Origin of the sequence: Vibrio fujianensis, assembly GCF_002749895.1 — a bacterium.
Taxonomy (GTDB): domain Bacteria; phylum Pseudomonadota; class Gammaproteobacteria; order Enterobacterales; family Vibrionaceae; genus Vibrio; species Vibrio fujianensis.
Genome location: NZ_NBUS01000032.1, coordinates 2,325 through 3,011, shown reverse-complemented (window position 1 = coordinate 3,011; position 687 = coordinate 2,325). Strand labels below are relative to the sequence as shown.

The 687-nt window shown below is 47.9% G+C and carries 1 protein-coding gene; it reads left to right on the top strand.

Annotated features, from left to right (window positions below):
• Nucleotides 1-596, top strand: a 596-nt coding sequence (locus B7C60_RS17430) for an ABC transporter permease subunit (protein ID WP_245868366.1), incomplete at its 5' end; no start/stop codon positions are given.
• Nucleotides 597-687 lie beyond the last annotated feature (91 nt).

The window sequence follows — 687 nt, the reverse complement described above, 5'->3', positions numbered from 1 at the left end:
TTTTCTGCCTTCTTATTGGCCTTCCCACGGGGATATGGCTCGCTCGTAGTGAAACTTCAGCTAAGATCATTCGGCCCATGCTAGATGCCATGCAGACAACGCCTGCCTTTGTCTACTTAGTTCCGATTGTCATGCTGTTTGGTATTGGGAATGTTCCGGGTGTCGTCGTCACCATTATCTTTGCACTGCCTCCGATTGTTCGTTTAACCATCTTAGGTATTCAACAAGTTCCTGAAGAGCTGATTGAAGCTGGGCACGCTTTTGGGGCTAGCCCAAAACAAATGCTCTACCGAATTCAACTGCCACTGGCTATGCCAACGATAATGGCGGGGGTCAACCAAACCTTGATGCTTTCACTCTCTATGGTCGTGATTGCCTCAATGATAGCGGTCGGCGGTTTAGGACAAATGGTGTTACGCGGCATTGGTCGTCTCGATATGGGTCTCGCGGCTGTCGGTGGCTTAGGCATTGTTATCCTCGCCATTTTACTCGACAGACTTACTCAGACGATTGGCATCAACAGTCGAGATAAGAAAATACGTTGGTACGAAAAAGGCCCGGCCTCACTCGTGTACCGACTTAAGCCAAAAAAATAACTTGATATAAATCAATTACTAGGAGAATAGAAATGAATAACGCATGGAAGACGCTGCTCACGACTGGGCTCACCGTCAGCGCAACCTTATC